We start from the raw sequence: 701 nt of genomic DNA on the forward strand, positions 1-701 counted from the left end.
CGTGACCACCCAGGCGCAGATCCTCGATCTGCTGCGCAAGATCCAGCAGGACAAGGGTATGGCGTTGTTGTTTATCACCCACGATTTTGCTGTGGTGGAAGCGATTGCTGACCGGGTATTGGTGCTGGAAAAAGGTCGGGTGGTGGAGCAGGGTGCGGCGCCAGCGGTATTGCGTGTGCCTCGGGAAAACTACACCCGGCAATTGCTCGCGGCGGTGTCGGCGCAACCGCTGGTACCGCGTACGCCGGTGGCAGGGCCGGTGGTGTTGAAGGCCGAGGCCTTGGGCAAGGTGTTCAGCAGCCGCAGTGGCTGGTGGGGGCGGCGCACCACTCAGGCGTTGGACTCGGTTCAGTTGCAATTGCGTGAAGGCGAGACCTTGGGGATTGTGGGTGAGTCGGGCTCGGGTAAGTCGACCCTCGGCCGGTGCCTGGTGCGTTTGTTGCGCGCCGACAGTGGGCGGATCGAATGGTTGGGGCGTGAGGTGGCGGGGCTGTCTGAAGGGCGGTTGCGGCCATTGCGCAGTGAGGTGCAGATGATTTTTCAGGATCCGTTTGCGTCGCTTAATCCGCGGCAGACGGTGGAGCAGATTGTTATGACCGGGCCTTTGGTGCAAGGGGTTTCCCGGGTTGATGCTGAGCGGCGGGCGCGTGAGTTACTGGAGTTAGTGGGGTTGCCGGCAGCGGCGTTTGAGCGGTTTCCCC

At 62.8% G+C, this 701-nt stretch carries 1 protein-coding gene; it reads left to right on the forward strand.

Annotated features, from left to right (window positions below; all coding sequences use genetic code 11):
- Positions 1–701 (forward strand): ATP-binding cassette domain-containing protein (locus HX875_RS32970; protein WP_256348225.1); only part of this gene is annotated, 701 nt, incomplete at both ends.

Origin of the sequence: Pseudomonas yamanorum, assembly GCF_013386765.1 — a bacterium.
GTDB classification, from domain to species: Bacteria; Pseudomonadota; Gammaproteobacteria; order Pseudomonadales; family Pseudomonadaceae; genus Aquipseudomonas; species Aquipseudomonas yamanorum_A.